This window comes from Solibacillus sp. FSL H8-0523 (assembly GCF_038051985.1).
GTDB lineage: Bacteria > Bacillota > Bacilli > Bacillales_A > Planococcaceae > Solibacillus.
Window position 1 is genome coordinate 3,075,442 of record NZ_CP150291.1, and the last position, 26,317, is coordinate 3,101,758.

23 protein-coding genes and 1 other annotated feature are annotated in these 26,317 nt (G+C 38.9%); of the genes, 1 reads left to right on the forward strand and 22 read right to left on the reverse strand.

All coding sequences use genetic code 11. From position 1 onward, the window contains the following. Positions 1-3: 3 nt before the first annotated feature. The 21 genes from rpmI to citZ all read right to left on the reverse strand — a co-directional run bounded on the left by rpmI (position 4) and on the right by citZ (position 24,187). Entirely contained in the window at positions 4-204 is a 201-nt protein-coding gene (gene rpmI / locus NSQ62_RS15365; protein ID WP_036156293.1) for a 50S ribosomal protein L35, read from the reverse strand. A 34-nt stretch (positions 205-238) separates the two neighbouring features. Next, positions 239-742 carry a translation initiation factor IF-3 gene (gene infC, locus NSQ62_RS15370; protein WP_341323949.1) on the reverse strand — a complete coding sequence of 168 codons (504 nt, stop codon included), beginning with the start codon at positions 740-742 and terminating at the stop codon, positions 239-241. Between the two features lie 118 nt (positions 743-860). Beyond that, positions 861-1,004, reverse strand: a sequence feature (ribosomal protein L20 leader region). 321 nt (positions 1,005-1,325) lie between these two features. After that, positions 1,326-3,257 (reverse strand): threonine--tRNA ligase, encoded by a 1,932-nt coding sequence (gene thrS, locus NSQ62_RS15375; RefSeq protein ID WP_341321013.1) that lies wholly within the window; start codon positions 3,255-3,257, stop codon positions 1,326-1,328. A gap of 343 nt (positions 3,258-3,600) precedes the next feature. After that, the gene (gene dnaI / locus NSQ62_RS15380) at positions 3,601-4,542 is read right to left on the reverse strand and encodes a primosomal protein DnaI (protein ID WP_341323950.1); all 942 of its coding nucleotides are present in this window, start codon (positions 4,540-4,542) and stop codon (positions 3,601-3,603) included. Positions 4,543-4,544: 2 nt separating this feature from the next. Beyond that, positions 4,545-5,912 carry a DnaD domain protein gene (locus tag NSQ62_RS15385; protein WP_341321014.1) on the reverse strand — a complete coding sequence of 456 codons (1,368 nt, stop codon included), beginning with the start codon at positions 5,910-5,912 and terminating at the stop codon, positions 4,545-4,547. A gap of 16 nt (positions 5,913-5,928) precedes the next feature. After that, the gene (gene nrdR, locus NSQ62_RS15390; RefSeq protein WP_341321015.1) at positions 5,929-6,396 is read right to left on the reverse strand and encodes a transcriptional regulator NrdR; all 468 of its coding nucleotides are present in this window, start codon (positions 6,394-6,396) and stop codon (positions 5,929-5,931) included. A gap of 189 nt (positions 6,397-6,585) precedes the next feature. Next, positions 6,586-7,605 (reverse strand): glyceraldehyde-3-phosphate dehydrogenase, encoded by a 1,020-nt coding sequence (locus tag NSQ62_RS15395; protein WP_341321016.1) that lies wholly within the window; start codon positions 7,603-7,605, stop codon positions 6,586-6,588. A gap of 421 nt (positions 7,606-8,026) precedes the next feature. Then, the gene (gene coaE / locus NSQ62_RS15400) at positions 8,027-8,623 is read right to left on the reverse strand and encodes a dephospho-CoA kinase (RefSeq protein WP_341321017.1); all 597 of its coding nucleotides are present in this window, start codon (positions 8,621-8,623) and stop codon (positions 8,027-8,029) included. A 15-nt stretch (positions 8,624-8,638) separates the two neighbouring features. After that, on the reverse strand, positions 8,639-9,511 hold the full coding sequence (gene mutM / locus NSQ62_RS15405) for a bifunctional DNA-formamidopyrimidine glycosylase/DNA-(apurinic or apyrimidinic site) lyase (RefSeq protein ID WP_341321018.1): 873 nt from the start codon (positions 9,509-9,511) through the stop codon (positions 8,639-8,641). Between the two features lie 12 nt (positions 9,512-9,523). Continuing rightward, on the reverse strand, positions 9,524-12,151 hold the full coding sequence (polA, locus tag NSQ62_RS15410) for a DNA polymerase I (protein WP_341321019.1): 2,628 nt from the start codon (positions 12,149-12,151) through the stop codon (positions 9,524-9,526). Between the two features lie 155 nt (positions 12,152-12,306). Next, entirely contained in the window at positions 12,307-12,744 is a 438-nt protein-coding gene (locus NSQ62_RS15415) for a DNA polymerase I (protein WP_341321020.1), read from the reverse strand. 182 nt (positions 12,745-12,926) lie between these two features. Further along, complete coding sequence (locus NSQ62_RS15420) at positions 12,927-13,637, reverse strand: ABC transporter permease (RefSeq protein ID WP_341321021.1); 711 nt, start codon at positions 13,635-13,637, stop codon at positions 12,927-12,929. Then, on the reverse strand, positions 13,634-14,485 hold the full coding sequence (locus NSQ62_RS15425) for an ABC transporter ATP-binding protein (protein ID WP_341321022.1): 852 nt from the start codon (positions 14,483-14,485) through the stop codon (positions 13,634-13,636). The genes NSQ62_RS15420 and NSQ62_RS15425 overlap by 4 nt, the downstream gene beginning before the upstream one ends. A gap of 133 nt (positions 14,486-14,618) precedes the next feature. Next, positions 14,619-15,548 carry a LytTR family transcriptional regulator DNA-binding domain-containing protein gene (locus NSQ62_RS15430; RefSeq protein ID WP_341321023.1) on the reverse strand — a complete coding sequence of 310 codons (930 nt, stop codon included), beginning with the start codon at positions 15,546-15,548 and terminating at the stop codon, positions 14,619-14,621. A gap of 173 nt (positions 15,549-15,721) precedes the next feature. Then, entirely contained in the window at positions 15,722-16,786 is a 1,065-nt protein-coding gene (gene hflC / locus NSQ62_RS15435; protein WP_341321024.1) for a protease modulator HflC, read from the reverse strand. Beyond that, positions 16,786-17,751, reverse strand: a complete 966-nt coding sequence (gene hflK / locus NSQ62_RS15440; RefSeq protein WP_341321025.1) for an FtsH protease activity modulator HflK — start codon at positions 17,749-17,751, stop codon at positions 16,786-16,788. Before hflK ends, hflC begins: the two co-directional genes overlap by 1 nt. A 369-nt stretch (positions 17,752-18,120) precedes the next feature. Further along, a complete protein-coding gene (locus tag NSQ62_RS15445; RefSeq protein WP_341321026.1) occupies positions 18,121-19,659 on the reverse strand; it encodes an ATP-binding protein in 1,539 nt (512 codons plus the stop codon). Beyond that, positions 19,659-20,369: a response regulator transcription factor gene (locus NSQ62_RS15450; RefSeq protein ID WP_341321027.1), complete on the reverse strand. Its 711-nt coding sequence runs from the start codon at positions 20,367-20,369 to the stop codon at positions 19,659-19,661. Before NSQ62_RS15450 ends, NSQ62_RS15445 begins: the two co-directional genes overlap by 1 nt. 198 nt (positions 20,370-20,567) lie before the next feature. Beyond that, positions 20,568-21,506, reverse strand: a complete 939-nt coding sequence (mdh, locus tag NSQ62_RS15455; protein WP_341321028.1) for a malate dehydrogenase — start codon at positions 21,504-21,506, stop codon at positions 20,568-20,570. A 223-nt stretch (positions 21,507-21,729) separates the two neighbouring features. Beyond that, on the reverse strand, positions 21,730-22,992 hold the full coding sequence (gene icd / locus NSQ62_RS15460) for an NADP-dependent isocitrate dehydrogenase (protein WP_341321029.1): 1,263 nt from the start codon (positions 22,990-22,992) through the stop codon (positions 21,730-21,732). Between the two features lie 79 nt (positions 22,993-23,071). Beyond that, the gene (gene citZ / locus NSQ62_RS15465; protein WP_341321030.1) at positions 23,072-24,187 is read right to left on the reverse strand and encodes a citrate synthase; all 1,116 of its coding nucleotides are present in this window, start codon (positions 24,185-24,187) and stop codon (positions 23,072-23,074) included. A gap of 324 nt (positions 24,188-24,511) precedes the next feature. On the opposite strand from citZ, the gene NSQ62_RS15470 reads away from it, so the two are divergent. After that, entirely contained in the window at positions 24,512-25,417 is a 906-nt protein-coding gene (locus tag NSQ62_RS15470) for an AI-2E family transporter (RefSeq protein ID WP_341321031.1), read from the forward strand. Here the strand turns inward: NSQ62_RS15470 and NSQ62_RS15475 are convergent. After that, positions 25,401-25,790, reverse strand: coding sequence for an FxsA family protein (locus NSQ62_RS15475; protein WP_341321032.1), 390 nt, complete (start codon positions 25,788-25,790; stop codon positions 25,401-25,403). The two genes, NSQ62_RS15470 and NSQ62_RS15475, sit on opposite strands and share 17 nt — an antisense overlap. Between the last annotated feature and the right edge of the window lie 527 nt (positions 25,791-26,317).

A 26,317-nucleotide genomic window follows, 5' to 3' on the forward strand; every position in this document is an offset into this window, starting at 1 on the left:
AGATTATTTCATGTAAGTTAATAATGTACGAATACGTTTGAAATCGCCTGAAGATGCAACTTTAGCTTTACGTAAATGACGTTTTGCTTTAGTAGATTTGTTAGCGAATAAGTGAGAGCCGTAAGCACGGTCAAATTTTAATTTACCAGTACCTGTTTTTTTGAAACGTTTCGCAGCTCCACGGTGAGTTTTCATTTTTGGCATGTCGATTTCCTCCTAAACTGTTTCTACATACGTATTATTTCTCGATCTTCGGTTGAAGAACTAAGAACATGCTTCTGCCTTCCATCTTCGGTTTTTGTTCAACCGTAGATACTTCAGCACAAGCTTCAGCAAAGCGATCTAGCACACGCTGACCAATTTCTTTGTGTGTGATTGCACGACCTTTGAAGCGGATACTACATTTAACTTTATCGCCTTTTTCAAGGAACTTGATGCCGTTACGTAGTTTCGTTTGGAAATCATGTTCATCGATTGTTGGGCTCAAACGAACCTCTTTCATCGAAATTACTTTTTGATTTTTACGAACTTCTCGGTCTTTCTTTTGCTGTTCGAACTTAAATTTACCATAGTCCATGATACGAGCGACTGGTGGTTTGGCTTGAGGGGCCACAAGGACAAGATCCAAGTTAACACGAGTAGCAATTTCTAGCGCTTCATTACGTGTTTTAACACCAAGCTGATCACCGTTATGGTCGATTAGACGAAGTTCACGTGCACGAATGCCTTCGTTTACATACATGTCTTTGCTAATAATAATCCACCTCCAAGGGTTTGTCGCGAATACATGAGTTGGTGTAAAGTATAACCCGGTCGAACGGTACACCTCCACGTCATGTCCATATAATCTTTTTTATTTTTGCAAACAAAAAAGACGGACATTCGAGATGTCCGCCCGCTATATGTGCATACGCATGAAAGCGCAAAACAATTCAACGTGTCTGTACCTGTAGATAACATAATGCATCATTCAGGTGAGAAGCGGGCAGCCTCTACTTGCTAACTAAGTATTCATAACTTAAACAATAATATCACGCAAACAAATTCATGTCAACAATCTATTACTATTTATTTTTGAAAAGAACATTTCTTTTCTTAACCTTACATACTATCTCACATTGAAGTTTTTTTTGCAACAAAAATTAATAATAATTAATAAAATTTTATTTATATAATAATTTAATCATCTTTTTATCTTAAAAAATTTGGAAATCTGCAATGTGGAGTAGTTCCTTAAGGTCGGTAGAATGCTACGGATACAGCAATTCACATTAAAAAACCCCTCACTTAAATGTCTCCATTTAGGTAAGGGGTCCAAATAATAATTATTTTGTAATTTCAGCTTTAATGTTTGTTAAGAACTCTTCAAATGATACCGTTTCAGAATCTTTTGAGCCGTAACGACGAATGTTAACAGCACCTTCTTCTACTTCTTTGTCCCCTAATACTAACATGTACGGGATCTTTTTCATTTGAGATTCACGGATTTTGTAGCCTAATTTTTCTTCACGGTCATCCATCTCTACACGTACGCCAGCTGCTTGTAATTTTTCTTGTAGTTCGCGCGCATAATCGTAGTGTACTGAATTTGATACCGGAATGATTGTTGCTTGTACTGGTGCTAACCACGTTGGGAAGGCACCTTTGTATTCTTCGATTAAGAAGGCAACGAAACGCTCCATTGTTGATACAACACCACGGTGAATAACTACTGGGCGTTGCGGTTGACCATCTTCACCGATGTAAGAAAGGTCAAAGCGTTGTGGTAATAAGAAGTCAAGTTGAGCAGTAGATAATGTTTCTTCTTTACCGATTGCTGTTTTCACTTGAACGTCTAATTTTGGACCATAGAATGCTGCTTCGTCTTCTGCGATGAAGTAGTCATAGCCTAACTCATCCATTGCTTCTTTTAACATTGCTTGTGCTGTTTCCCACATTTGATCGTCATCGAAATATTTCTCTGTGTTGTTCGGGTCACGGTAAGAAAGACGGAATGAGAAGTCTTTTAAATCGAAGTCTTTGTAAACTTCTAAAATTAACTCCACTACTTTTTTGAATTCCGCTTTAATTTGGTCTGGGCGTACGAAAATGTGCGCATCGTTTAACGTCATCCCGCGTACACGTTGTAAACCAGATACCGCGCCACTCATTTCGTAACGGTGCATTGTACCAAGCTCCGCAATACGGATTGGTAAATGACGGTAAGAGTGTAAGCCGTTTTTGAATACCATCATATGGTGAGGGCAGTTCATTGGACGTAAAACAAGTGTTTCGTTATCCATTTCCATTGGAGGGAACATGCCATCTTGATAGTGCTCCCAGTGACCTGAAGTTTCGTATAATTTCTTAGAACCAAGCACTGGTGTGTAAACGTGTTTGTAGCCTAAAGATAGTTCTTTGTCTACGATATAACGCTCAATTGTACGACGGATTGTCGCACCGTTTGGTAACCAAAGTGGTAAACCTTGGCCTACTGTTTGAGACGTCATGAATAAGTCTAATTCTTTACCGATTTTACGGTGATCACGTTCTTTTGCTTCTTCAAGCATTTGTAAGTGATGCTTTAACTCATCTTTCGTGAAGAAAGCCGTACCGTAAATACGTTGTAACATTTTGTTATCTGAGTTCCCGCGCCAGTATGCACCCGCTAGAGATAATAGTTTGAACTCTTTTAATTTGTTTGTTGATGGTACATGTACCCCACGGCAAAGATCGAAGAAATCGCCTTGGTAGTAAATTGATACTTGTTCGCCTGCTGGAATGGCATCAAGTAATTCTAATTTGTACTCATCGCCCACTTCAGTGTAAATCGCATGTGCTTCGTCACGCGTTACTAATTTGCGTTCGATTTCGATGTTTTCTGCGATAATTTTTTTCATTTCTTTTTCGATTGCTGATAAGTCTTCTGCTGTAATCGGTGTTGGTGAATCGATATCATAGTAGAAACCTGAATCGATAACTGGACCAATTCCTAATTTTGCGTCTGGGAATAAACGTTTTACTGCTTGTGCTGTTAAGTGAGCAGTAGAGTGGCGTAGGATTTCTAACGCCTCTGGTGATTTGTTTGTAATAATTTCGATTGATGCATCTTCTTCGATACCTGTTTTAGCATCAATTAATGTGCCGTTAATTTTACCGGCTAATGTTGATTTTTTTAGACCTGGGCTAATTGAACCGGCAACGTCTAATGTAGATGTACCCTTGGCAAATTCCTTTACTGCGCCATCTGGGAAAGTTAATTTGATCATTTCTGACATGGTGTTGTCCTCCTTATTTTTGGCAAAATAAAAAGCACCGTCCCTGGTAAAGGGACGATGCTGTAAGCTCGTGGTGCCACCCTTCTTCCTTCCCGCATAAAGCGAATAAGAAGCTCTAGGTCAGTTAACGTACTGAGAAACGTTGACGGATTCGCCCCGCCACTGCTCGAAGGTAGTAAAGTGAAACGCTTGTGCTAGGAAGCTTGCAGCCATGTCTTCCCTCTCTAAAAGCCAGTTCGTTAAACTTGTTGTCCTTGTCATTGCATTTTTTGTGTAATTACGTTAAAAGTATACGCCCGTTTTTTGAAAAACGCAACTAGGAAAAATGAATTTTTTCAACCATTTAATTCCTTCGGTTTACGCCATCCATTTGCACTGGAATCGTCACTGCTTTAATACGCTCCATTAAACGTGCTGCTTTAACAACTTCCACATCACCGCGCTGTGATTGTGCTAAGTGATGCTCTAAACCAGCGTAGTCAAAATTCGAGGTAATGAACGTCGGTAACTCTTCACTCATTCGATAATGCATGATTGTTCCTAAAATTTCATCACGTGTCCATGCTGACATCGTTTCTGCGCCAATATCATCTAACATGAGTACCGGTGCTTTTTTGACGAAATCAATTTTCCCATTCAATGAATTATCCCCAATGGCATTTTTCATTTCACGTAAAAATTCCGGCACGAATACGACTACCGTTTTCACCTTTAATGAGGCAAGTTCATTGGCAATCGCACCAAGAACGAATGATTTCCCGATACCGAATTTACCGTACAAGTAAAAGCCCTTTTTCGGTAGCTCACCTGTGCGCTTATAGGTTGCGACAAACTCTGCTGCTTGATCAGCAATTGTTAAACGTGAATGATTGTCGATAGCTAGGTCTTTTAATGTTGCCTTTAAAACATCCTTTGGCATATGCATACTTGAAATCATGTTCGCTACTTCACGACGCTCGTCTTCACGTAGCTTTTGCTCACACGGCACGTACGTCGTATCGATTACGTTATGTGTAATATATAACTTTGGTATATAGCCCTTGAGTAAATTTGTACAATTTTTCGTCTCGCCACAGCCACAGCATGTTATCGATTGTTGAATATACTCAGATAGCTTTGGAAGACTAATATCAACCATTTCTTTCGTTACCTGCTGTTCATGCTCGCGTAAAAACTCCTGTACCTTTGGATGTTCGATTGTTTCGCGGCGTATTGCTTCAAAACGCTCCTCAAATGAAGGCATGCGCTTTTTTATTTCGTTTAATTGATTGTTAATCGGTTCGATCGTTATTCACCTGCCTTATCAAGCTTTTGTAATATTTTTAAGCGCTCTTTTTCAAAATCAACTGCCACGTCTTGTGGTTTTTCTTGTGGCGGCTCTTCATTGCGTTTGTAAAACCAATCCGGGACTTGCTCATCGCGGCCACCTTTACGGTTATTATACGCCGGCTTCTTCGTTTGTGCTGCCGGTTTAGGCTGCGTGCTTTCTTGCTTCCACTGCGAGTATTTGTCACGTTCTTGACGCGCTAAATCCATCGCTTCTTTCGCCGATTTCAACTGCTTTCGATTCCAGTGGTCGGCAATTTTCTCAACGTACGCTTTTGGCAGCTTCATATCCGTTGACAGCATGACATATTCAAGCAACACATTGACGACACCAACTGGCATGCCGTACTTCATCACTAAATCCTCAGCTAACTGAATCGACGCAGGAATAGGCTCCTTGCCATTGTTAATATCACGTAATACTTGAACAGGTGCTGTTGTTTCTAAATACTGTAGCAGCTCCTGCTCTTTTGATAGGTTGTCCGCAACTAATGGATCGTTTGGCGTTTCAAATGTTTTCGTTAAAGTCGGTGCATCCGTTGACACGGTCAGCTTATAGAAGTCCGCTGCTGCGCGTTTTAATCGCTCTGTCGTTAATTTGTTGTGCTCATCGAGTGCGGTAATAACAACCTTTTGCATTTGCAGTGGTGTTAAATGATATAAAAATGCGAGTTTCGCAATATTATCACGTGCTTCAAGCGTTAAAGCCGCACTTGGGATAAGCTGCTCTGATAATCCTGCTTGCAGCAATTTAAAATCAAATTCTTCATAGTAAAACGGATAATCCGATTTTACTGTTTGGCTTTCCTCTAAATCATCCACCGGTAAACTTTGATTGATTGGACGATACACATCGGTAAATGTGCGCGTCACCTCATCAAATTTTGCTTTATTTGGCGTTGTTAAAAAGCGTTGGCGCAGCTTACGATAAGCCCCTTCACCAATTTTACTAAATAAGAACATGGATAATAGTGGATCTTTGAAAAAGCTCGCAGCATCCATTGGTCGCATTAATTCATATATAAAATGGCGCCCATCCGCTACATCTTTCCGCCACGTACGAAGTAACCCAATGGCTTCTAATGCAACGCGTGCTTCAAATACTTGTTTTAACGGCAGTGATAACACTTGCATTAAATAATAATGATTCATTACCTGCACCTGGTGGCTTTCGGCTTCGGCCCATAGTGTTAAATACAAACTGACTGGTGTTGGACCAGTCAGTGGCTGATAAAACAAGGTAATTAATTGACGTTCATTTGTTGAAAGTGCATGAGGGAGCGTAATTTCAAAATGATCCGTAGGCTGCAATTCTTGGAAGTGAACCATTTTCGTCCCTCCTTCTTTATTTGTCGTCTGATTGACGGGTCATAATTTCTTTTAATTCATCGATAAATACAGTAATATCCTTGAACTGGCGATATACCGAGGCAAAGCGCACGTAAGCCACTTCATCGATTTTCGCGAGACGGTCCATGACCATTTCACCGACATCTTCTGAGCGTACTTCGGCGTTCCCTAAACGGCGTAGCTCTTTTTCGATTGCAAGTACAATTTCTTCTAGTTGGTCTAGTGCCACTGGACGTTTTTCACATGCACGAATAAGACCGCGCAGTACTTTTTCACGGCTAAATTCTTCGCGCGAACCGTCCTTCTTCACTACGATTAATGGTGTTTCTTCAATTTTTTCAAATGTCGTAAAACGAAAGCTACATGATTCGCATTCACGACGTCTACGAATTTCTTTATTATCATCAACAGGTCTAGAATCGACAACACGTGTACCGTTGTACTGACAAGCTGGACATCTCATATATTTTCTCCTAAGTGTTTAGTTATTTTCTATTATATCAAAAAGCGCGCCCTGACAATAGTGATTCATGCGCGTCCCCATTTCAAAAACGAATGCTCTCAAATTATATAGCTCGTTTGAAAGATACACAATGAAAAAAAGGACTGCCCCGAAATCTCTTTTTCGGACAGTCCTTCGCAAATTTAAAAATTAAGCGTTTACTACAGCTAATTCGTTTGCAATTTTTGCTGCTAAGTCAACTACGCGAGCTGAGTAACCCCACTCGTTGTCATACCAAGCGATTACTTTTACTTTACGGTCACCTAAAACGATTGTTGATAAACCATCAACCGTCGATGAAAACGTTGTTGTGTTGTAATCAGAAGATACTAATGGCTCTAGATTGAAGTTTAAAATACCGTTCATTTTGCCATCAGCATATGATTTGAATGCTGCGTTAACTTCTTCTACTGTTACATCACGCTCTAAATCAACGACTAAGTCTACTAAAGAAACATTTGGTGTTGGTACACGTAATGCCATGCCGTGAATTTTACCATCTAATTCTGGTAACACTAAGCGTAATGCTTTCGCTGCACCAGTTGAAGTTGGAATAATTGACGATGCACAGTTACGCGCACGACGTAAGTCTTTGTGTGGGTTGTCGATGTTGTTTTGGTCGTTTGTGTAAGCGTGAACTGTTGTCATTAAACCGTTTACGATACCAAACTCATCGTTTAATACTTTCGCTACTGGAGCTAAGCAGTTTGTTGTACAAGATGCATTTGAAATGACGTCATGTTTTGATAAATCTAACTTGTCGTCGTTTACGCCTAATACAACCGTAATATCTTCATTTTTACCTGGAGCAGTTAAAATAACTTTTTTCGCGCCAGCTTCTAAGTGCATTGCTGCTTTCGCACGGTCATTAAATTTACCAGTTGCTTCAATAACAATATCTACGCCCATTTCAGCCCATGGTAATTTTAACGGGTCACGTTCGCTTACTAATTGAACGCGTTTGCCGTTTACGATTAAAGCACCCTCTACAGCTTCCACTGTACCTGGGAATACGCCGTGATTTGTGTCATACTTAATTAAATGTGCTAACGTTTCAGATGGGTAGCTAGCATTTACTGCTACGATATTTACGTCCCCGCGCATCATTGCTTGTCGGAACACCATACGACCAATACGGCCGAAACCATTAATTGCAATAGAAACTGTCATATTATTTAAATCCTCCTAAAAGTACATATCATTCGTTTTGTTTATCCGAGCATTAGTATAACATATATTTTAAAAAGTGAAACACATTTAACATACATTTAAAAAGTTATTATATTCTGATAATAAAGTGTTGAATTTTCGAATAAAAAGTACATAAATTTCTACTTTAGCGATTCAATATCGCTTGTGATATATTTTTTTGCAACGGTAGCTTTTGAAATAGAGATGGGTATTTCTTCATTAAGTGATTTCATCTTAATCATAAAGGAAAATAGCCAAAACAAAGAGTGTAAGCAATACATACATCAGTCGTTGCATCTATTATGCCTCCCTTTCACGCTTTTATTAATGACTACGTTGCAGGATTCATGTACATGGAAAAAGCCCTGATTGAATCGATTAGTTCAATCAGGGCTTTCCATTATTTCAACACATTCCACTCGTACAAAATGTTTTGCAGTTGAATGGCGGTATCTTCAAGCGTGCCGTTATTGTGAATCACCGCATCCGCTAGCTGTTCTTTGTCTTTTACTGGAATTTGCGTTGCGATACGCGCTTTTGCTTCTTCTTCAGTGAAGCCGTTACGTGCCATTAAGCGCTGCAATTGTACCTCTTCATTTACGGAAACGACTAGGATCTTTTCAACGAAATGCTCGAGCTTACTTTCGAATAATAACGGGATATCCATAAAGATATTTTTTTCTCCGTACGACATCAACTCGTCACGCTGGCGTAGCATTTCCTCACGAATCGCAGGATGGATGATACTATTTAATGTTTGGCGCATCTCTTCGTTATGAAAGATGATGCTACCGACTTTCGCGCGGTCCATTGAGCCATCTTCTGCGATTACTTCTTTACCGAACGCTTCGGCAATTTTTTGAAGTGTCGGTGTGCCCGGTTCTACGACTTGGCGTGCCACTAAATCCGCATCGACGATTGGTAAATTATATGATTGAATCATTTTTGCGACCGTACTTTTACCGCTCGCTATGCTTCCTGTTAATCCAATAATCACAAGCCCATTCCCCTTTTACTTCTGGCATTGTGGACAGAATGTTGAGGTTCTGCCCGCAATGACCATTGATTCTGTTGTTGTTTCACATGTTTTGCACTGTTTTTTACCATACATTTTCAAGCGATGCTGCATCGTACCCGCGCCGCCGTTTATGCTACGGTAATCCGAAATTGTTGAGCCGCCTGAATCGATGCTTTCTTGCAGGACATCGCAAATAACCTGAAATAGCTCAATTTTCCGCTCACGGCTCACTTCACTTGTCGGTTTTGCTGGATGGATGCTCATTTTGAATAGTGATTCTGTTGCGTAAATATTGCCACAGCCTGAAATAACTTGCCCGTCCATAATGACTTCTTTAATAGCCTTTTTGGCAAATCGTGGTTTCTCGCTTTGTGCTAAGAAAAAATCACAAGCCTGTTCATCAAACGGCTCCGGTGCCATTTTCAGTAGCGGTGCATGATCCGCAATCTCATTTATAAAACGCAACTCTCCAAAGCGGCGAATGTCTGAATACACAAGTAGCTCACCGCTCGTTAATGTGAAAATCGCATGGATATGCTTACGGAATTTTTCTTCGGTAATTTCAAGGATGTCGTTTACGACAAACCATGCACCCGTCATCCCTAAATGATTCACTAAAATAAAGCTTTCTCCGTCCTTCGTTACATGAAAGAAAATATATTTCGAACGTCGCTCTAAACGCGCAATCGTCATGTTTTGTAACATTTGTTCAAAGTGTGGCGGTGCGGCATTTTTTACAATCGCTTGTTTTCCGGCTTCATGCGACATGTATACTGTTTCAGATAATGTGACATACTCTATCGTTTTGCCTTCTACAATCGGGCGTAAATCGCGCACGACTCCTTCGACTTCTGGTAATTCTGGCATTGCACTTACTCCTTACTTCGCGTCGTACCACGTAGGGCCGTGTGAATAATCCACTTTTAACGGCACGATTAACTCAATCGCGTGCTCCATGACTTCTGGTACAATACGCTCTAAAATTTCGATTTCTTCTGGTGGTGCTTCAAAAATTAATTCATCGTGCACTTGTAATAATAGTTTTGCTTGAAGGCCTTCTTTTTCTAATCGCGCGTTCATATCAATCATTGCTTTTTTAATAATGTCTGCCGCGCTCCCTTGAATTGGCGTGTTCATAGCTGTACGCTCAGCAAAGCTTCGTAAATTGAAGTTCGAGCTTGTAATATCCGGTAAATAGCGACGGCGATTTAAAATTGTTGTTACATAACCAGCTTTTTTCGCGTCTTCTACGATTGAATCCATGTAGCCTTTTACGCCTGGGAAGCTTTTTAAGTAATTATCAATAAACGTCGCTGCTTCTTTACGTGTAATATCGAGATTTTGAGAAAGACCATAATCACTAATGCCATACACAATCCCAAAGTTTACGGCTTTCGCTGTACGACGCATATTGCTCGTTACGGCTTCTGCTTCGACGCCAAATACGTCCATTGCTGTACGAGTATGAATGTCCATACCTTGCTTAAACGCGTCAACTAGCGCTTCATCTTGACACATATGGGCTAACACACGTAACTCGATTTGCGAGTAATCGGCAGCAAATAACATCCACCCCTCTTTTGATGGTACAAATGCTTGGCGGATTTTACGACCTTCCTCTAAGCGAATCGGGATGTTTTGCAAGTTCGGATCTGTCGAGCTTAGACGACCCGTTGACGTTAACGCTTGTTGGAACCGCGTGTGTACCTTTGCATCATCTTGGTGAATTTCTTTTGTTAACCCTTCAATATACGTTGAATTTAATTTTGCTAATGTACGATACTGTAAAATATGTTTTACGATTTCGTGCTCGGATTGTAGTTTTTCTAGCACATCAGCTGCTGTTGAATAGCCGGTTTTCGTCTTTTTAATGACGGGTAAGCCTAATTTATCGAACAGAATGACACCTAGCTGCTTTGGTGAATTAATATTGAATTTCTCACCCGCATGGTCATAAATTGTTTGCTCCATCACATCTAGCTTCGATTTTAGCTCATCGCCCATTTGTTTCAGTGTATCGATGTTAACCGTAATTCCTTCGCTCTCCATCTTGCCTAAAATATGTGCAAGTGGTAGTTCAAGCTCTTTATACAACTCAAACTGCTGGTTTTCTTGTAGTTTCATTTCTAAAACCGGCTGCAACTTCCAAACAGCAACCGCTTTACGGCTAACATGCTCGGCTAAAGCGTCCGCTGTCGGCAGTGTCCACTTTGCCCCCTTACCGTAGACCGCTTCGTTTGACTGGACATCCTGATAGCCAAACTCTTTTGCGAGCGTTGCGACATCATCCCCTGAAATCGACGGCTTTAAAATGTAGGCAGCTAATAGTAAATCGAAATCCACACCTTTTAGGGTAATCCCAAAACGCTGAAGTCTTGCTTGTGTTGCTTTACTATCGGCAATATATTTTTTCTTAGTCGGATCTTCTAACCACGCTTTTAACGCCGTGTTTTCGAACTCTTCACCGATGGACATGAAATAGGTTTTCTCACCGTCTGATAATGCGAGGCCAAGTGCTTTACATGTGTGATAATGCTCGTCTTCTAGTTCTAAATGCAGCGCCATTGTCTCACTCAGCATATCTGATGTAATTGTTTCGACTTGAGTAAATTCAATTTGTGCTTGCTCGGCTTCTTCTACTTCAAAATCGCTTTTTTCGATTAATGATTTAAAGCCAAGCTCTTTCCACACGTCGATTAACGCTTCTTCGTTTGGCCCAGCATATGCCAAATCGTCGATACCGATTGTAATCGGTGCTTCTGTATGAATGGTTGCGAGCTTTTTTGATAAATGCGCAAGTTCTTCATTGTCGACAAGTTTTTCTTTCATTTTCGAAGCTTTCAATGAATCGATTGCCTCATATAACTTCTCAACTGTGCCATGTTCTTTTAGCAACTTAATCGCTGTTTTTTCACCAACACCTGGAACGCCTGGGATATTATCTGATTGGTCGCCCATCAGTCCCTTCATATCTATAATTTGAAGCGGTGTTAGGCCGTATTTCTCTTCGATATGTCCAGGTGTGTATTTTTCGATATCAGTAATGCCCTTTTTCGTAATGTAAACCGTTACATCATCGGTCGCTAATTGCGTTAAGTCTTTATCACCCGATACGATAATCACTTCGATTCCTTTGCCTGCTGCTTCTTTTGCTAATGTGCCGATAATGTCATCCGCCTCATATTGCTCTAGCTCGTAGCGTTTAATGTTGTAGGCATCAATTAATTTACGGATGTACGGGAATTGCTCCGATAATTCTGGTGGCGTTTTTTGACGACCGCCCTTATATTCACCGTAAGATTCATGTCGGAATGTCGTTTTCCCTGCATCGAATGCGACTAACATTTGGGTTGGATTTTCTTCACCGATAATTTTTTGCAGCATCGTCGTAAAGCCATATGTCGCATTTGTATGAATACCGCTCTCATTTGTTAATAAGGGTAAGGCGAAAAAAGCGCGGTAGGCTAAGCTGTTACCGTCTAATAAAAGTAGTTTTTGTTTTGTCATGCTTGTTCCTCCATTTACATCCATTTGTTAAAAAGTACGATTATATGTTCTCTTTCTACTTTACCGATTGTTCGCAGGAATTACCAACATTTAATGAGCAATTGCATGGATTTTTTCAAGCACGAAAAAAAGCCCCCATCATTAGGAGCTTCTCGTTATTTCAATTTCTTGAATTTAAATTGTTCCACCGTATCACGTTTTTCCTCGTAAAAAACTTCTTCAAAAATAACAGTGAATAAAAACGCATTTAAAAATGACAAGATGACATACATCGGCATGCCTGCTAGGTTATAGTGCATCAAACCGCGCGCAAATACTTCGACAAAACCAATTTGTGTAAAGAAGAAAATCATCCCAATTCCTACTTGCCAAATTGGACGTTTATCTTTGCGCTTTTCAAACCAAAGCACCTTTTTAAACGAATTTCGTACATCCTCTGCAACGAAAATGCTTACACTAAAGATGACAATAATTAATACTGGTATATGAATAATTTCAGCTTTCATAAACTGAATGTTTGATTGGAAAAATAACGCTGTAACCGAAGTAGCCATAATAAAGGCGATTAGCGTGTTTTGAATCTTTCTACTCATGTAGTGAACTCCTTTTAAATATACTACTAATATTATAACAGTAAAATAATATGAATTAGTATTATATTTTGAAGATTTCATGAAGGCAGAAAATGTTAGCATACATTTGAGGTTACTTGAACTGGCGTAATTTAAAAAACAATACCAACTCCCCTTCTATTTTAGTGAGTTGGTATTATTCATTACTTATCCATTAATCGTTTCTTATAAAGAACAATCGAAATAATTGTCACCACAATTGTCCAGATCAGTAAGATACCTAAGCCCTTATAGGCATCTGCCAACTTAGAGCTTACTTGCATAACATCTAGTAAATTCACATATTGAGAGCTTGGGAAAAATTCTAAAATACGTAAAAATGGAAAACGATCTTCAAATTGACTACCGAAAGAACTCATCGTAAAGATAATGATAACAGGAAATATTGCTAAGGATGCCTCCATTACGGTTTTCGAATAAAGCCCACAAATCGTACCTATTGCCGTATATAAAATAATTGATAAGCCCGTTGCACTAATAAATACAACATAATTACTAGGAACATACCCTAAAATATATACCGCTATTGAAATGACAACAGCTGATAATACAAATACTAAAGCACTTTTCCCTAATAACACATCGAAAATACTTGCCGGTGTCATCATTAAAGAACGCAGTGTATTTTTTTCTTTCTCCTCTGCGATTAAGCACGCTTGAATGAAGCTTGTTACCATCGCAAATGAAAAATTCAGGACAAAGCCAGTCATAAATAGTTGTGTCGGATCATCACTTCGATAAAAAAAAGCAAATAAAATTGGGAAAATGAGAATAATTGAAATCGAATAATTTCTAGTAAACTCCTTAAAATCTTTCGAAAAAATGGCTTGAATACGTTTGTAAGAAATGTTCATGATAATTCACTCCCTGTAAGTTTCATAAATACATCACCTAAGCTCGGTTCTTTTGTATGAATCGCATCAAGCTGATTCGTTGCAAGCCATTGTGCTATTTGATTACCTGAATGTTCATTCATTAATAATTCATGAACTTGTCCGTCCTTTAATTCAACGTGAATAACTCCATCCCTATGCTGTTTTTTCAATTCTTTTGGTGCGCCAAGTGCTTGAATTTCACCCTTATGTAAAATCGCCACTCGGTTACAAAGTAATTCCGCTTCTGCCATATCATGCGTCGTTAAAAAGATGGTCGTGCCACACTCATTTAAATAGCGCAATCCCTTATAAATATGCGCCGAATTCATCGGGTCTAGTGCAGAAGTCGGTTCATCAAGAAATAGCAATTCAGGCTCATGGATAACTGCACATGCAAGCGTTACACGTTGACGCATTCCCTTAGACAATTGATTTACCTTCTTTTTTCTATCCTCTTTTAAATTGACAAATTCCAACACTTTATCAACAGCACTTTTAGGTAGCTCGTATAATTGACGAAAAACCTCTAAGTTTTCTTCAATTGTTAAGCGTTCATACAGGCCGCTATTATCTGTTAAAATACCAAAACGCTTCTTTTGCTCAGCTGCCTGCATTTGAATAGCTGATGTACCAAGCACAGTTGCTACTCCTCCTGATTGTTGAAGCTGTGCTGTTAAAATTTTAATGAGTGTTGTTTTACCAGAGCCACTTGGACCGAGGAAACCAAAAATTTCTCCTTTTGGTATTGAAAAAGATACATCGGATATAGCCTCTTTTTTGTTGAAGCTCTTTCTAATATTTTGAACAGAAATTACGTTCACTTCCATCACTCCTTCAAGTTGTTACATTTAGTTTAAAAAAAGAAATGCATGAACGCCGTTGTTTTCTGCTGAATTGTAGCTTTTTCATGTTGAACTGTACCTAAGGAAGGCTAAAAATGTTGGATTATTTCCTAGGAAATTAAAGATTTAATAAATCTCTCAATTCCTGCAATTTCGCACGTGATAACGGGACAACAGAATCCTTCCCTAAATTAAGTCGTAAGCTATAACTATTTTTTGTCCATGTAATAATTTCTCTTACTTTTTGAAGATTGACGATATACGATCGATGGCATCTAAAAAAGCCATATGATTTCAGTTTTTTCTCAAGTTCTATTAAAGTCATCGCACATGAATAATTTTCTCCACCTACATGTATCAATACAGAGCCCTCCAAACTTTCGATGTAATCAATTTCTGGAGGATCAAAAAGGATAACTTTTTCATTTTTCTTCGTGGATATTTTTTCTATTTTAAAGTTAGGTTGTTCTTCTGTCGTTTCTTTTGGCACATCTGAATCGACAATATCAAGTTGCCTTAATCCCTCACTGTCTAATCGGTAAATTTTATGACAAGAAATTAATGCATCCTCTAAATTGGATGTTAATACAATCAGTTTTTTTGTACTAGAAAGCTCTAATAGTAGTTCATGAGTTATTTTACGTTCCGCATCGTCTAAATAAAAATAGGGTTCCTCTAGCACAATTGTCGATTGTGGCGCAAAATAAACGCGCAGCAGCTTAATAAACATTTGTCTAGAATATGGTAGGTCTTTTATTTTTATATTTTGGATATCCCCCAAATCAAATTTTTCTATTAATAAATCTACCTTATATGTACTGTCCGTAATTGCTAGTATAAATTTCAATAGCTCCTTTACGGTATGTCTCTCATACTCTCCCGTATTTCCAGTAAAAATGTAACTACTTCCTTCTGTCTTTAATGCCTCTAATAATACTTTCTTTCGTTGAACATTCGTTTGAATTCCAATAATCTCCTGCAATTGTACAGTCAATTCGATTTTAGGAACGAATATTTTTCCCTTTTGAAATACTTCATCAATTATCATTTTTACCTCCAAAGCGTCATTACATCTAAAATAACGTCATATTATTTTGGTAAATATTTCATTGTTTTATTATATTTTTTGATTTCATATAAAACAAGTGCTAGAGAGACAAGTCAAAATAGCAAAAAGAACGCAACTGAGCAAATTTGTTCAGCTTGCGTTCCTTTATCGTTTTATTGCCCTGACAGCAATCTTGCATACGGTGAATTTGCCGGAATAATAATGACCGTTTCATCACCAATCGTTTTCTTATACGATTCAAGCGTTCTAAATAAGCTGTAGAACTCTGGGTCTTTTGAATACGCATCATTATAAATTTTAGCAGCCTGCGATTCCCCCTCCGAACGAATGACGGCTGCCTCTTTATTCGCTGTGGCTAAAATGACCTGTACTTCTTGGTCTGTTTGCGCCTCTTCCGTACGCTTTCGGGCATCCCCTTCAGACAGATACGTTTGCGCAATCGATTGACGCTCTGAAACCATACGTGTATAAACCGATTGTTCATTTTCTTGTGGTAAATCGGTACGACGAATACGTACATCGACCACTTCAATTCCTAATTTCGCTTCCGTAATCAGTTCGTTCACACGCTCCGTTACACGGTCATTAATATTCCCACGCGATGCGCTCTCTTCTTTAATAATATTGTCATAGTTTGTTTGGCCAAACTCTGCACGTAATGCCGAATAAATATACTCTTCCATCCGACTTTCCGCATTCAGTAATTGACCCGCATTCGAAATTAAGGCTTTCGGATCCGTAACACGCCATACCGTGTAATTATCAATAATGATACGCTTTTTATCGCCTGTGCTAATCTCTTCTTCCGTCATATCATGCGTCATTAAATTACGTGGTAATGTCGTAATACTTTGAATGAACGGAATTTTCATGTGCAGACCTGGCTTTGTTTCATATTTCACGACTTCACCAAATTGACGAACGACCTTGTATTCGTTTTCTTTTACCACATACAGATTCGCAAAAACTAGGATTAGGGCCGCAAAAACAACTGTAATAATTGTTGCAGACGCCGCCCATTGTTTCAAGGTAACCGGTTTTCTATCTTTTTTAATTGGTTTTGGTTCCTTTTTTGTTTGCTCATCTGATGATGGTTGTTCATCATTTGGCTCTGTTGGTGGCACTTTACTTGCCATCTTTTGCTCTTTTTTATTACCAAAAAGCTTTTTGACAAACTGTTCTAAATCACCATCGAAATTATTTTTATTATTACTCATTAGTTCGAACCTCCTTCTTTTTTCGTTTCAGTAGAAGTATTCGCTTGTGTTGGTTGGAGCGGTAAATATTTTAATGTACTACTGCCATCATCATTCATAATGTAAATTTGTGCATTCGGTAGCACAGCCTCTAATGTTTCGAGTACGAGACGCTCGCGTGTAATTTCTTTATTCAAGCGGTATTGTTCATACAGTTCATTAAATAGGGCAACTTCCCCTTTAGCCTGCTCGATACGGGATGTTTTTTCACCTTCTGCTTTTGATAAAACGGCATTCTTTTCACCTTCCGCTTCATTTATGCGTTGGTTTTTATACTTTTGTGCTTCGTTAATTTTTGTCGCTTTCATTTCACGCGCATCGGTTACTGCTGTAAACGCTGCACGTACCTCTTCATTCGGCACCTCTACATCTTGTAGTTTTACGCCGACGATACTTATCCCTATATCATATTTTTCAATAAGGGAAACTAACAAATCACGTGTTTTTGCTTCAATTTCCACTTTACCATCCGTTAAGGCATCATCAATTTTTGAGCTACCGATAATTGAACGAATCGCGCTTGATGTGGCACTATGTAAAATTGTACGCGGTTCAGAGGAATTAAATAAATATTTCTTCGGATCGACAATACGCCATTGGACAACAAGGTCTGTTAACACAATGTTTTCGTCACCTGTAATCATTTTTGTTTCTTTATCAAATGTCTCTAATGTCCCGTCTGCGCTTTCTTTATAACCAAACTGTAAACTATACGTTTCTTTTGATAACAGTTCTACGGATTGAATTGGCCACGGCATTTTAAAATGTAAGCCTGAGTCTTGAATGGTTTCATCTGCTTGACCAAATGTGATGACAACGGCCTGCTCTGATTCATCAACGGTATACCATGATGTTGTGACAGCAATCAGTGCAACAATTGCAATTAAAATGAGACCAATCCACATTAATGTTCGTTTTACACTCACACGAAAAACCTCCTAATATTTTTAACATTCTAATAATTTTACGGATGACAACGTAAAAAGTTTCAATTATTTCCACTAATATTATATTTCAGGAAAATAAGATGAGGCTGTGCGAAAAGTATTCACTTTTCGCGCAGTGCTTCGTTCATGTGTTAATTAACCGCTTTAGGGCGGTGCTTCTGCGGTGGTCAGAATAAATTCTCACCATCCTCGGCGCAAAAAGGGATTGTCCTGAATGCTCTGGACAATCCCTTTTTGCTAACGTATTCATTTCTTTCATGCATTACTTTTGAAACGGGGGTTTCTATATATAACAATAGCACCCCAATATAAAGAAAATATATCAGTATTGTAAAAGAATTGTTAAGCTCATTTTTTCAAAGGCAAGTATACTTTCATACTCGTACCTTCCCCTACTTCACTCGTTACTTGGATTTTTCCGTGATGCGCCTCTATTAAGTGCTTTGCAATAGAAAGCCCAAGTCCTGTACCTCCAGAATTTCGACTACGCGCTCGGTCTACACGGTAGAAACGTTCAAATATGCGCGAGACTTCTGCCTTTTCAATACCGATACCTTCATCTTTGACTTCAAAGATCCCGTATTCATCATTAGCACTAATACGCAACGTAACCGTCGTTTCCTCTTTAGAATAAGAAATCGCGTTGTTTACTAAATTCGTAAAAATTTGCATGAGGCGATTAACGTCTCCTAAAATGACTGCATCCTGCTCAATCTCCACTTCAAACTGCATGTGCTTACTTTCTAGCTGCGCACTCGTTAAATCGACTATCCGCACTAAAATATCCTGCAGTTTTGTCGGTATAATATCTAACGTAAATCCGTGGCGTTCAATTTTAGAAAGCTCCAGTAAATCATTTACCAACACTTCAATACGATTACTTTCATCATGGATAATCGTTAAAAATGACAACAACATTTGCTCGTCTTTAAATGCCCCGTCCAGTAACGTTTCCGAAAAGCCTTTAATTGACGTAATCGGCGTGCGTAATTCATGCGAAACATTGGCCACAAAGTCTTTACGAATTTGCTCAAGTCGTACGAGCTCTGAAATATCATGCATGACAATAACAACACCTAGCCATCGCCCGTGTTCTCCGACAACCGGTGCCCCGTACACTTGCTCATTGTACTCCTCATCACCAATTTCCATCACAAGCTGCTGACGATACGGCATTTCCGTTAAGAAAACATGATCGATAAACTTCTCTAGCTGCTTTGGTAACCCTAAGGCCATAAAGCTTTTCCCGATTAACTGTTCAGTTGGGAGTTCAAATAGCTTTTGAAACTTTCGATTCACAATGGAAATATTCCCCTCCCGGTCAATCATCATGAGCGCACTCCCCATATTTTCAATGAGTGTTTTTAAGCGCTCTTCTTCAATCATCCGTGTTTTTGTAATATCTTGAAGATTACGGGCTAGAATATTGATAGAGTTCCGGAGCTCTACGACAATTCGAGGCCCATTTGCAAAGGCACGCGCGCGGTAATTGCCCCTAGCTAGCTCAAATGCGGTTTTTGTAATATTAACAATCGGCGTCACAAAGTTTGATGCCACTTTGTGCGCCATAAACGCCATGATGATTAGTCCGACGATCAGTAACGTAGTAACAATTACATAAAGCTTCATTTTCAATTGCATATAATCATCGGATTCAATATCAACCGTATACGTTTCCGTTAATGCCTTTTTTTGCGTTTCTGTTAATTCAATTTGTTCATCTGCTAATACTTGCTCCATTTGGACAATATTTTTTTCTTTTGCAATCGTATAATATTCATCTGCATAAAAAGGAAAAAGCTGTCCTATGAATAACCCTAGAACAGCTAAACCTGACCCAATAACAAAAATGAACGAATAAAATAAACGATTTTTCATCATATTCATTATTTCTTTGGCTCCTCAAATTTATAGCCTAATCCCCGTATCGTTTTAATGTAGATCGGTTTACGGCTATTTTCTTCAATTTTATCGCGTAAATGACTAATATGCACATCGACAATACGCGTATCTCCAGCGAAATCATAATTCCATACTGCGCTTAGTAGTTGATCACGCGTTAAGACACGATTTTTATTTTCTAATAAATACACTAAAAGCTCGAATTCCTTCGGTGTAAATTCTAAAGCCTCTTCATTTATAAATGCTTCAAAGCGTTCTGGATATACTTTTAATTCGCCAAAAGCATGCACGACTTCACTCGACTCCGTAACTTCCTCAACAATCGGACCAGAAAAACGACGTAATACGGCCTTCACGCGAGCAATTACCTCACGCGGACTAAACGGCTTTGTCATATAATCATCTGCACCCAGCTCTAAGCCTAATACTTTATCAAACTCGTCATCACGCGCTGTTAACATAATAATTGGGACATTAATACGTAAACGACGAAGTTCTTTACACACTTCTACCCCGTCTAGCTTCGGTAGCATTAAATCTAAAAGCATTAAATCTGGCGTGCGTTCAACTGCTGTATCAAGTCCCGATTGACCATCATGTGCCAGTAAAACATCAAAGCCAGCTTGCTCTAAATTATATTTTAATAATGTAGCAATCGGTAATTCATCTTCTACTACTAAAACCGTTTTCGTCATGTCTATATCCTCCAAAATTGATTTGAAACCCCCATCTCAAATCAACGACTTCATTTGTCTGGTAGTGAAACGATTCTTTGAAATACGGTAACTCAAAGCGTTACTCTCATAGTAACAACTTTTTTCAAAAAGTACAATTATTGAAAAGCTCATAAAGAAAAGCTTAAGCACATGGATATGCTCAAGCTTTGATTATTATTACACTAATGCCTTCATGACATCTCGAACTGCGTCTGCCGAATGATCTAATGCTTGTTTTTCGTCAGCCGTTAATTCGATTTCAAATACTTTTTCGATTCCCTCAGCGCCAAGTAAAGCCGGTACACCTAAATAAATACCCTCGTAGCCATACTCGCCTTCTAAGTAAGCAATCGATGGTAAAATACGTTTTTGATCTTTTAAAATAGCTTCGGCCATTTCAACCATTGCTGCAGCTGGTGCGTAATATGCAGAACCATTTCCTAGTAAGTTAACGATTTCACCACCGCCACCGCGTGTACGTTGCACGATTTCTGCTAAGCGTTCTGCTGAAATTAAGCTTTCAAGTGGCACACCGCCGATTGTTGCAAGACGCGTCAGTGGTACCATAGTGTCACCGTGACCACCTAGTACTAATGCCGTAATATCTTTAACGGATACATTTAACTCCTCTGCTACAAATGCACGGAAGCGCGCTGTATCCAAAACACCCGATTGCCCAATAACACGGTTTTTCGGGAAGCCCGATTCTTTGAATACCGTATACGTCATGGCATCTACTGGATTTGTTAACACAATAATAATCGCATTCGGTGATGTGCGTGCCACTTCTTGCGCAACTGTTTTCATAACACTTTGATTGATTTGCACTAAATCATCACGGCTCATGCCTGGTTTACGTGCTACACCCGCTGTAACTAACACAATATCCGAGTCTGCAATATCATCATAATTTGATGTACCATGCACATAAGAATCAAAGCCTTGAACCGGTGCCGTTTCCCACATATCTAACGCTTTCCCTTTTGTCGGGTTTTCTGATGCGGGTAAATCTAAAATCACAACATCACCTAACTCTTTTTGTGCTGCGATAAATGCTGCTGTTGCTCCTGTATAGCCACTACCAATAACTGCGATCTTTTTACGTTTTGTACTCATTGTATTCGCTCCCTTTTAATAGCTAGTGTAATATCTCTATTTTTCTATACAAAAAAGGGAGAAAACATAAAGTCTCTCCCTTTTGTTGTTACTATTTATTTTGAAACGGATAATTAGTAAAGTCAATCGTTGCCAAGTAAATGATTTATTATGTTCACAATACTATTCAAAATTGAATAATTTGTTAATAATTTCACATAAAAAGGCAAAAATTAAGCGCTAATTAGAAGTTTTCGATTAATTTAGTAGCGAATTCAGAACATTTAACTTCTGTAGCGCCATCCATTAAACGTGCGAAGTCATAAGTTACATATTTAGAAGAGATTGTTTTCTCTACTGAGTTTGTAATCATGTCCGCAGCTTCTTGCCATCCTAAGTGCTCAAGCATTAATACGCCTGATAATAATACTGAAGATGGGTTTACTTTATCTTGACCAGCATATTTCGGAGCAGTACCGTGAGTAGCTTCGAAGATCGCGTGACCAGTTACGTAGTTGATGTTAGCTCCTGGAGCGATACCGATACCACCAACTTGTGCAGCTAATGCGTCAGAGATATAGTCACCATTTAAGTTCATTGTAGCTACTACGTCGAACTCATTTGGACGAGTTAAGATTTGTTGTAAGAAGATATCAGCGATAGAATCTTTAATTAAGATTTTACCAGCAGCTAAAGCAGCGTCTTGTGCAGCGTTTGCAGCAGCTTCGCCTTGCTCAGCTTTGATAGCGTCATATTGGTTCCAAGTGAAAGTTTGATCAGCAAATTCAGTTTCTGCTAATTCATAACCCCATTTTTTGAATCCACCCTCAGTGTACTTCATGATGTTACCTTTGTGCACTAAAGTTACAGATGGTTCGTTATGCTTGATAGCATACTCGATTGCAGAACGTACTAAACGGTGAGTACCTTCTTGAGATACTGGTTTAACACCGATACCTGAAGTTTCTGGGAAACGGATATTTTTTGTACCGAATTCTGTTTGTAAGAAGTCGATGATTTTTTTAGCTTGTTCAGAACCAGCTTCGAATTCGATACCAGCATAGATATCTTCAGTGTTTTCACGGAAGATTACCATTTTCACGTCTTCTGGACGTTTAACTGGAGAAGGTACACCTTCGAAGTGACGTACTGGACGTAAGCATACATATAAGTCAAGTTGTTGACGTAATGCTACGTTAAGTGAACGGATACCGCCACCGATTGGAGTTGTTAAAGGACCTTTGATTGCGATTAAATATTCGTTGATTTTATCTAAAGTGTCTTGTGGTAACCATTCACCAGTTTGGTTGAATGCTTTTTCACCAGCTAAAACTTCTAACCACTCGATTTTCTTTTCGCCATTGTAAGCTTTTGCTACTGCTGCGTCGATAACGCGAGAAGCTGCTGCCCAGATATCTGGACCGATACCGTCACCCTCGATGAATGGGATTACTGGTGTGTTTGGAACGATTAATTTACCGTTTTCTACTACGATTTTGTTAGTCATTGGAAATTTGCCTCCTAATAATCATAAATCTAGGACTGTGACAATTCACAGTCCTAGATATTTTAACATACTTTTTTGATTAGCGCTCGTTAATTGGAACGTATTTTTGCATATCTGGACCAACATATTCCGCACGTGGACGGATTAAGCGGTTGTTTGCATACTGTTCTAAGATGTGCGCTACCCAACCTGAAGTACGAGATACTGCAAAGATTGGTGTGAATAAGTCATGCTCGATACCTAAAGAATCATATACTGATGCTGAGAAGAAGTCTACGTTTGCAGGTAATTTCTTTTGCTCAACGATCATATCGTGGATTTTCACTGACATATCGTATAATTCTGGTTTACCAGTTAACTTAGTTAACTTTTCAGACATTACGCGTAAGTGAGGTGCACGTGGGTCTCCACCACGGTAAACGCGGTGACCGAAGCCCATGATTTTTTCTTTGTTATCTAATTTGTTTTGTACCCAAGATTCAACGTTCTCTAAAGAACCAATCTCAGTTAACATTTTCATAACTTGCTCGTTTGCACCACCGTGTAATGGGCCTTTTAAAGCGCCGATAGCTGAAGTTACACCAGAATATACATCTGATAACGTAGCTACACATACACGTGCTGTGAATGTTGAAGCGTTTAATTCGTGGTCAGCGTGTAATACTAACGCTTTGTCGAATGCTTCGATTTCGATAGGTGCTGGCTCTTCGCCTTTTAGCATATATAAGAAGTTCGCTGCATAACCTAATTCAGGTTTTGGAGCTACTGGTTCTTTACCTTGACGTACACGTGCGAAAGTAGTTACTACTGTACCAATTTTCGCTTGTAAGCGGATTGCTTTACGGTAGTTTGCTTCAGCTTCCATAACGTCTGCTTCTTCGTCAAATGCACCTAACATAGATACAGCTGTACGTAATGCAGCCATTGGGTGAACTGTGTTTAATGGCATAGATTTAAATAAATCTGTGATTGCCGCTGGAATTTCCATGTTTTTAGCTAATTCTGCTTTTAAGTTAGCTAGCTCTTCAGCGTTTGGTAAACGAGTATTCCATAATAAGAATACTACTTCTTCAAAAGTTGCGTTGTTCGTTAGGTCGTCGATGCCATACCCTACATATGTAAGTGTATCATCGATAATTGAAGAAATTTTCGATTCTGCTGCTACGATACCTTCTAAACCTTTAGTTGCTGACATAAAAAATCGCTCCTTCACTTTATAAATTAGTTTTGTAAGTGCTTTCTTTTTATTACATTAAAAAGAACTACACTCATACTGTTCTGCTCAATGAACCTATAAGTAAATCGCTTACATCATTCATTATAATCAATTTTGACGGCTTTGTGAATGAAATAGTTCGATTTTAAGAAAAAAATGTATATCTGATAGATTATGTGCACGAAAGAGAGTATCTCGTTAATAACGAGATATATATGGCATATTTTAGGAGTGATTTGAATCGAAGTAAAAAAAAACACCACAACCTGGCTATTAAAAATTAGGAATATAGGCGTTTTCTTATTGTATATGATGCTCTTCTATTTTATACCACCTATCATATTTGGCCTATTTTTTGCTTACTTAGTGTTTCCGATTTTTAATTACTTTGGACGCCTTTTCCGAATCCCCTTTTTTCTTGTAGTTGCTGTATTCTCCACTTTCTTATTTGCTGTCATTGGCGCGATACTGTTTTTAATCTTACATAGCTTAGTCATACTACTTCCCACGCTGCAATCTACTATTCATCTATTAGAAACAAATTACGATAGCCATCCATTGTTTCCGTTTATACTCGATAAATTCTCAAGTGTACTCAATGAGTTCATGCTGTATCTAGTTGATTTTATCAAAAATAGTTTACATTCTGTTTTTGAATTGCTTATTTTTATTGTGACGTTTTATTTTGCACTATTTGAAAGCAAACGAAATCGGATGTGGTTCTTTGCTTATATCCCTCGCATGTACCGGGAAACTTGGTCTCGCTACTTTCAAAAAGCGATGCAGCTCATTAGCTATTTCTTGCTCGTTGAAATGCAGCTGTTTACCTTAACGTTTTTACTACTGAGCCTCGGGTTTTATTTATTGCAGTTCGAAGCCTTTTTCATGAAAGCCTTTTTAATCGCTTTTGCAGACTCCTTACCGTTTTTAGGCATCGGTATTTTTTTAATTCCACTAGCCATTTATTTTTTTATAGTAGGACAGCCTGTTGTTGGCACACTCATAATTGCACTCTATATTTTTGTCCAAATAATAAGACAGCTAACTGAATCGATGCTGTGGAGTCATACGTTTCATTTACGTATGATCCACACCTTTATCATCAGCGCTGCCTCGGTTTTATTATTTGGTTTATACGGAATTATTTTAAGTCCCATCTTACTAATGCTTGCCATAAAAGCAAAGCAACATCCTATCTTTGCACGATAATAACATTGCCGCTTTTCATTTTTTTACGTAAGAAATAAAAAATCATTGGTTTAAATACATTACGCGTAACGCCTAGGACGAACAATAAACCAATCACGTCTGTAATAAAGCCAGGCGCCACCATCATGACACCACCGACAAAAATCATAAATGTTTCAATCATCGCAACACCGGGTGGCTGCCCTTGCTGGATACTTTTTTGAATATCTTGATACGATTTCATACCACGTTTTTTAGCAATCATAACACCTATGACTGATGTTAAAACGATTAATAATAATGTATAGAAAACGCCGATAGCTTTACCAATCAGTATGAACACGGCAATTTCTGCAAATACAAGCGCTAAAAAGCCCCATAATAACTTTTTCATATAAACTGCCTCCTCTTTACTAATGTATACGAATTATAGTAAAAAAAGTTTCAAAATTGCTCATAAACCTAACATTTGATTGATTTTTCTAATAGAATTTCACTTGATTTATTTGTGGGCTACGGCATGACAGCATTATGGCCACGTGGTACGTGTCCATACTACTGTCTTTAATGCCGTTTGCGATGCCCACCAACCCATCATTTTCCTCTCGTCATAAAGTTAAGAGCACAAAATCAAGCCGCTTGCGCTAACGCGAGGCGGCAGATTGTGAAAAGGTTTGGCGCGGAATGAAGGAATACTTCGAACACATTGCTTCAACGAAAGGAGTTGGACGGAGTGGAGGGGCCGACTTCTAGAGGATAAGCGTGCGCGGAAAATCCAATGTGAAGTGCCACCGTCAGAGGCACTTCACATTTAGTTGGAGCCACGCCCTCAGAGTAGAAGAACGAATGCTAAGTGCGCCACGTCCTGTGGCAACGCATTCGTGACCAACATCGTGTTGACCTCCCGCAGCGCAGTACAAC